The organism is Pantoea sp. R102 (genome assembly GCF_004916815.1).
GTDB lineage: Bacteria > Pseudomonadota > Gammaproteobacteria > Enterobacterales > Enterobacteriaceae > Pantoea > Pantoea dispersa.
In genome coordinates, this window is the sequence record NZ_SDFT01000141.1 from 1 (window position 1) to 6,840 (window position 6,840).

The 6,840-nt window shown below is 55.7% G+C and carries 7 protein-coding genes; 6 read left to right on the plus strand and 1 reads right to left on the minus strand.

All coding sequences use genetic code 11. From position 1 onward, the window contains the following. Both ERD80_RS14975 and ERD80_RS14980 read left to right on the plus strand, forming a co-directional pair. The coding region (locus tag ERD80_RS14975; RefSeq protein WP_136547444.1) for an AAA family ATPase at positions 1 to 255 on the plus strand (255 nt) is incomplete at its 5' end. Beyond that, complete coding sequence (locus tag ERD80_RS14980; protein ID WP_058775928.1) at positions 255 to 1,166, plus strand: ABC transporter substrate-binding protein; 912 nt, start codon at positions 255 to 257, stop codon at positions 1,164 to 1,166. The genes ERD80_RS14975 and ERD80_RS14980, both read left to right, overlap by 1 nt. A gap of 117 nt (positions 1,167 to 1,283) precedes the next feature. On the opposite strand, the gene ERD80_RS14985 is transcribed toward ERD80_RS14980, so the two are convergent. Continuing rightward, complete coding sequence (locus ERD80_RS14985) at positions 1,284 to 2,642, minus strand: EAL domain-containing protein (protein WP_021509063.1); 1,359 nt, start codon at positions 2,640 to 2,642, stop codon at positions 1,284 to 1,286. Between the two features lie 372 nt (positions 2,643 to 3,014). Between ERD80_RS14985 and ERD80_RS14990 the strand changes: the two genes are divergently transcribed. From ERD80_RS14990 to ERD80_RS15005, 4 genes are all read left to right on the plus strand, one after another. Beyond that, a complete protein-coding gene (locus ERD80_RS14990) occupies positions 3,015 to 3,575 on the plus strand; it encodes a non-canonical purine NTP pyrophosphatase (protein ID WP_010618047.1) in 561 nt (186 codons plus the stop codon). Then, positions 3,572 to 4,366: an SIR2 family protein gene (locus tag ERD80_RS14995; RefSeq protein ID WP_010618046.1), complete on the plus strand. Its 795-nt coding sequence runs from the start codon at positions 3,572 to 3,574 to the stop codon at positions 4,364 to 4,366. Before ERD80_RS14990 ends, ERD80_RS14995 begins: the two co-directional genes overlap by 4 nt. 76 nt (positions 4,367 to 4,442) lie before the next feature. Beyond that, positions 4,443 to 4,772, plus strand: a complete 330-nt coding sequence (locus ERD80_RS15000; protein ID WP_021509064.1) for a YebG family protein — start codon at positions 4,443 to 4,445, stop codon at positions 4,770 to 4,772. A 463-nt stretch (positions 4,773 to 5,235) separates the two neighbouring features. Then, positions 5,236 to 6,840: methyl-accepting chemotaxis protein (locus tag ERD80_RS15005; protein WP_136547446.1), on the plus strand; the 1,605-nt coding region annotated here is incomplete at its 3' end.

The window sequence follows — 6,840 nt, forward strand, 5'->3', positions numbered from 1 at the left end:
GTGATGCTGTTTGATGAGCCGACTTCGGCGCTCGACCCGGAACTGGTGGGCGAAGTGCTGGATGTGATTAAAAAACTGGCGCGATCCGGCACCACGTTGGTGATTGTCACGCACGAGATCGGCTTTGCGCGTGAAGTGGCGGATAACGTGGTGTTTATGGTTGACGGGCGCGTGGTTGAGCAGGGCAGCAGCCAGCAGGTGCTAAATCAGCCGCGTCATGAGCGCACCAAACGTTTTCTCGCCCGGGTGCTGTAATGAAGAAAGTGATCATAGTCGCGCTGGCGGGTGCGGTACTGGCGGCACCCGCGACAGGTGCGCAACAGCTTGACGCCAGTCATAACGAAACGCCGATCACTATGGCGGCCAATCCGCAGGCGATCGCGAAGATCCCAGCCGGATTTCATTTTGTTCACCCCGGCTATTTAACCGTCGCCACTTCAGCCAATAATTCACCGCCGATTGGTCTCTGGGCGTCCGATAATAAAACGCTGATCGGCAGCGACCCGGACATTGCGCGCCTGCTGGCCGACAGCCTCGGTCTGAAACTCAGGCTGGTGCCGGCGGCCTGGGAGGACTGGCCGCTGGGCATCACGGCAGGGCGCTATGATGTGGCGATGTTTAATATCGCGGTGACCGAGGAGCGCAAGCAGAAGTTTGATTTCGCCACCTATCGCGCGGATAACCACGCCTTCGCGGTGAAAGCGGACAGTAAAATCAGCGCGATTCGTCGCCGGGAAGACGTGGCCGGCAAACGGATTATCGTGGGCTCCGGCACCAATCAGGAGCGAATCTTACTGAGCTGGGATGAGAAGAATCGGGCGCAGGGCCTGGCCCCGGTGCAGCCGATTTATCTCAACGATGATGCCTCCGCCACGCTGGCGCTGCTCTCTGGCCGGGCCGATGCGTCATTTGGCCCGCAGGCCATGGCGGCGTGGAAAGTGGCTTCGCGCGGGCAAACCAAAATTGTCGGGCACGGACCGTTTCGCGCCTGGGTGGCGGTCACCACGAAGAAGGGCAATGGCCTGGACGTCGCGCTGCAGCAGGCGATCAACGGCGCTATCGCTGGCGGCCAGTATCACCAGGTGCTGGCAAGATGGGGTGAAGAGGGCGAGGCAGTGGAGATTTCGCAGGTTAATCCGCCCGGGATTGTTTATCAGGAGAACTAGGGCGGGGTGCTCAGGCGTGCGGTGTGGTCACCATAAATGGCGACCCTACGGCTCGCTCGGGCTTTCGTAAGGTGCGCATTGCTGCGCACCGGCTTAAAAAATGAAGGCTCGCCCGGTTTAGCCTGCTTTTTTTATCCACTGCAATGCTTCGGCGGCGGGCAGCGGGCGGGCAAAATGGTAACCCTGGAATAAATGGCAGCCCTTATTGCGCAGGTGCTCGAAATACTCCTCGCTCTCAATGCCTTCCGCCAGCACGTTCAGCCCCATCGCGCGCGACAGCTCAATGGTCTTTTGCACCACAATCGCCGCCGATTCGTTTTCAAAAATGTGCATGATCAGGGATTTATCAATCTTAATATCATCAATAGCGAAATCACTCAGCGACTTAAGCGAAGAGTAGCCGACGCCGAAATCGTCGATCGCCCATTTGATCCCTAACTGGCTGAAGTGGTTGATGACATCGCCAATGCGCTGCTGATCGTAAATAAAGGTGGTCTCGGTAATTTCAAACTTCAGCCGCTCAGGACGGATTTTGTAATGCGACAGCGTCAGCAGCGTGTCATGGGTGAAGTCGCGGTGCATCAACTGCAGCGGGCTGATATTGATGGAAAACACCAGCGGAGGCAGCCGCAGCACGCGATCCCACTCGACGATTTGCTGCAGCATGCGCTCCAGCACCCACTTGCCAATATCAATGATCAGCCCGCTTTTTTCGGCTACCGGGATAAACACCTCCGGCGAGATAAAGCCTTTCTCCGGGTGCTTCCAGCGCAGCAGCGCTTCAAAACCGATGAGATTTTTGTCGCCATCGACCTGCGGCTGATAATAGAGCTCCAGCTGCTGGCGCTCGATGGCGGACGCGAGTTCGCGCTTGATAAGATCGGTGGCGGAATAATTGCCGCCATAGGTAAACACGGTCGACAGCAGTGCCGTCACCGGCACTGCACAATTGAAAACGGTAAAAACGGCTTCCTGCGGAATATTGAGATGAAAACGATTATTTTCCCAGATCAGACCGGTAGTGACAAAAAACAGATAACACAGCAGGCACAGCAGCGGAAATATTTTACTCAGATAAAAGGATTGCTGGCGCAACACCAGTGCCGAACCGATGATTAAGGCCACCAGATAGTTATATTCTGAACGCTTGCCGGCAGCGTGGTGATTATCCACCAGCAGCAGCACGATGATGGTAAATAATAACGCATGGGTAATGATCGCCAGATGCCGCTCCAGCCGGTCGCTGAAGGCGCCGATGATGATGTAGCCCCCCAGCGCTATACTGGCGATATACAGACAGCCAATGTCATGATGACCGCGACTGAAATTCAGTGTTGCCATAAAGATACCAGCCACGATACTGGCGACGCCGGCAATCAGCAGCGTCAGGCGGAGCTTTTTTTCCGGGCTATCACCCTGCAAAATGAAGGGCAGATTACGGATGCGCGACCAGGCTGAACTCAACAAAGGGTTCATAAACGGTTCCGGGTTTTATTGTCATGACGCGTGAAGGTGTAAACGCCACATAATATATTTAAGCGAGACGACTGTCATAATTGTTTTCAGATTATTTGCGCGTTAAGCGCGGATTTTTATATTTGACATAAGCGGCGTCAAATAGCGCTATTAACGCATTCAGGCGCAATATTTAACGCCGCCAGCGATAAGCGATGCGCTATAACGGCGAAGGCGCGCGCAGCGCGACCCGATTGTTCCTCGCCAGTGACGTCGCCGCAGAGTAGAATGACCACGCGGCGCGGCGACAGCGTGCCGGACAATAACAGCCGGAACCGCAGCCGGATACGCGTCACCAGGTTGGACTAACCCACTTTCAACATACTGATTGCAATGAAAATTCGTTTCTTATCTGCTAATGAACTCAAGCTGGCCGAGGTGCGTACCATCCTTGAGCCGGTGGGTGTCGAAGTGGTGCCCATTGCGCGCCGTATTGAAGAGATTCAGACCGAAAATGAGGTGGAGCTGGTTCGTGACAAACTGACTAAAGCCTTTTCAATCATTGGCCGCCCGCTGTTTGTCGAGCATACCGGCCTATATCTGGATGGGCTCAATGGCCTGCCCGCCGGTCTGACGCGCATCTTCTGGAGCCGGCTGAACGCAGAACGCTTTACCAAACTGGTGAACGGACTGGACAGCCCGGGCGTGACCGCCAAAACCGTCCTCGGCTACTGTGACGGGCGCAAAATGTACCAGTTTGAAGGTCAGCTGCGCGGCACCATTGCCCGGGAGCCGGCGGGGCCGCGCGAATTTCAGTGGGACTGCGTCTTTATCCCGGAAGGGCACACCCAGACATTCGCTGAAATGGGCGAACTGAAAAACGAAATCTCGATGCGCCGCCTGGCGCTGGATCGCTTTGCCACCTTTCTGAAAACTTCGCGGGGACTGGCATGAAACCGGAACTCAAACGCGCTTACGATGCCGGCAAACTGATTCTGTTCGCCGGTGCGGGCATCTCACGCAATCTCGGACTGCCGGAGTGGCACGAGCTGATTGCACATCTGGCTAATGAGCTGGGCTACGATCCGAAGATCTTCAATACCTACGGCACCCATTTGTCGCTGGCGGAGTATTACAAACAGCGCAAAGGCTCGCTCGGCCCGCTGCGCAGCTGGATGGATCGCGAGTGGCACCGTCCGGACATCGACGTGCGCAGCTCTGAAATCCACACCATGATCACCCAGGGCAATTTCTCGCGCATCTATACCACCAATTACGACCGCTGGCTGGAGATGGCGCATGAAGCGCACAATGTGCCGTATAGCAAGGTCGCTAATGCCGCCGATCTGGTGTCGCTGACTGAAGATAAGCGCCATATTATTAAACTTCATGGCGATTTTGACGATGATACCTCCATCGTGCTGGATGAGAGCAGTTACTTCGAGCGGCTCTATTTTGACTCGCCGCTGGATATCAAACTGACCCATGATGTTATGGGTAACTCCGTGCTGTTTGTTGGCTACAGCATCAGCGATTTCAATATCCGCCTGCTGTTTTATCGCCTGACCAAGATGTGGGGCCGCACCGGGCTGGCGACCGCACGGCCTAAATCCTACCTGTTCACCAACCGTAATAATCCGGTGGCGAAAGAGGTACTGGGGCAGTGGGGCATTGAAATGATCGTGTCTGAAGAGGACGATCCGCGCAAAGCGCTGGCAACCTTCCTCGAAGAGCTGCTGGCTTAAACGGCAAGCAGAAAATCGTTGGCTAAAAAAGCTGAATGAAATATACTGTATATAAACACAGTAAATGAGGTGCATCATGGCAGTCGAAACCAAATATGTTGTGGTCAGAAAGGGTGAAGAGAAGATGACGTTTGCCAATAAAAAAGACGCAGATGCATGGGACAAGATGCTCGATATGGCCGACGCGTTCACCGACTGGCTGCAGCAACATCAGCCAGCGATGGATGAGGCCCAGGCCGAAGCGCTGGGTATGCTGCTGGCCGAACAGAAAGACGCGGTGCAACACATTCTGCGCACCAGCAAACTGCCGGACGCGGTGAAAGACAGCGGCGAAACCGCTGCTGACGACAGCGATACGGCTGTGCCGGAAAAAGAGAAGAAGGTGCGTGCGGTCAAAGCCGCCTGAGGAACCGCGCGTTCGCTTTGTACTGCTGCTGAATCCGGGCCAGCCTCTGTGCTGGCCTGGGAACCGTGCTAAGGATCAGTGCGTGAAAAGAGAGAAGGTGCCTGAGTAGTAACTGACCATCCACGCCACATACACCAGCCAGACCACCATTAACCCTGCCAGACTCAATTTACCTGCCATGTTGCATTCCTCTTGTTATGCGGCGCGTTGCGCCCGTACGCAATAACCTGACAGCACAACGAAGTGGCGATCTTGCGCCAGATCAAATTCCCTCTTTTTTACTGCATCGTCTTAGCGTTTTTAATGGCGACTCAACGCCGCAACAGCGGCTGATGGTTTTCTGATCGGACCTGCCAGGCCATCAAGTTCCCGGATTGTGCGCCGATAGAGTGATTACAGGGATGCAGGTGCACAGGGCGTGATTCTTTTTCAGTAATAAAGTGTCAACACCAGGAGCGCCGACATGGCCACAACCGTATCTAATAAGAAAAAAATGAGCACCCGCACACAAATGCTGCTGACGGGCGCCTTAACCATCACCCTGGGCTTCGCCGTGACTATCGGCGTGCTCAGCTGGCAGTCCAGCAATGAGCAAAAATCGCTGGCGGAGAGTTACTTACAGCAGATTGCGCAGAGTCAGGCGCTGCAAATCCAGCAGGAGCTGAGTTACGCACGCGATGTCGCACACAACCTCGGCCACAGTCTGATTGCCCTGCCGGCTGCCGGTGTGCAGGACCGTAAAGTGGCCGATAAGCTGCTGGTCTCTGCACTGCGTGATAATCCGGACTATCTCTCTATTTCGGTCATCTTCGAAGAAAACGCATTTGACGGACGCGATGCTGAGTTTGCCTCTCAGGCTGGCGCGGCACCTAAAGGACGTTACGCCTATTTCGTCGATCGCGACCAGGGTGGCAATTTTGCCCTGCATCCGCTGACCTCAATCTTTACGCCAGGCCAGGGCGATTACTATTTGCTGCCGCAGAAAAGCCAGAAAGATACGCTGATCGAACCTTATAGCTATGCCTATAACGGTGTGCCAACGCTGCTGACCTCGGTGGCCGCGCCAATTATCAGCCAGGGCAAACTGTGGGGCGTGGTGACGTCCGATATCTCACTGGCGTCACTGCAGGAAAAAGTGAACAGCATCAAACCGTGGGAAGGCAGCGGTTACGCCATGCTGCTCTCGAGCGCGGGCAATGTGGTGTCTTATCCGGACAAAAGCCAGACCAGCAAAGCCTGGAAGGGCGACACACATAATTTCAGCAGCACGGTCACCGAACAGCATGACGCTATTCTGGGCGAGGATGCGCTGGTGGCCTGGCGGCCGGTGGTGATCGGTAACAGCGATCAGAAATGGTATCTCGGCGTGGTGGCCCCGGTGAGCAAAGTCATGGAAGCGGCGCACCGTCAGCTGATTAACGCGGTGATTTTAATGGTGATTAGCATCCTGGTGGTGTGCGCACTGCTTGGGCTGGTATTTAGTCGCAAAGTGCTGAAGCCGATTGGCGGTGAGCCACTGACCGCAGCCACCATTGCGCTGGCGGTGGCCGATGGCAAACTGGATAACGCTATCCCGCTGAAAGCGCGCGACAGCAGCAGTCTGTTCTTCGCCTTGCACACTATGCAAAACCAGCTGCGCGAGATTGTCGGGCAGATTCAGGATGCCAGCGCCTCGGTGCGCCAGGGCGCGGGTGAAATCGCCAGCGGCAACCTCAACCTCGCGTCACGTACCGAAGAGCAGGCGGCCGCGCTGGAACAAACTGCCGCCAGCATGGAGCAGATTACCGCGACGGTGAAACACAACGCTGCTAACGCGCATCAGGCGACGACGCTGACCGATAACGCCACGCACATCGCCAGCCGCGGTGAGTCACTGGTGGGCCAGGTGGTGCAGACCATGGCGCAAATCGACGACAGCGCGAAGAAAATCGGCGACATCACCGCCATTATCAACAGCATCGCCTTCCAGACCAACATTCTGGCACTCAACGCTGCGGTTGAAGCGGCGCGCGCCGGGGAACAGGGACGTGGTTTTGCCGTGGTGGCATCGGAAGTGCGTAATCTGGCA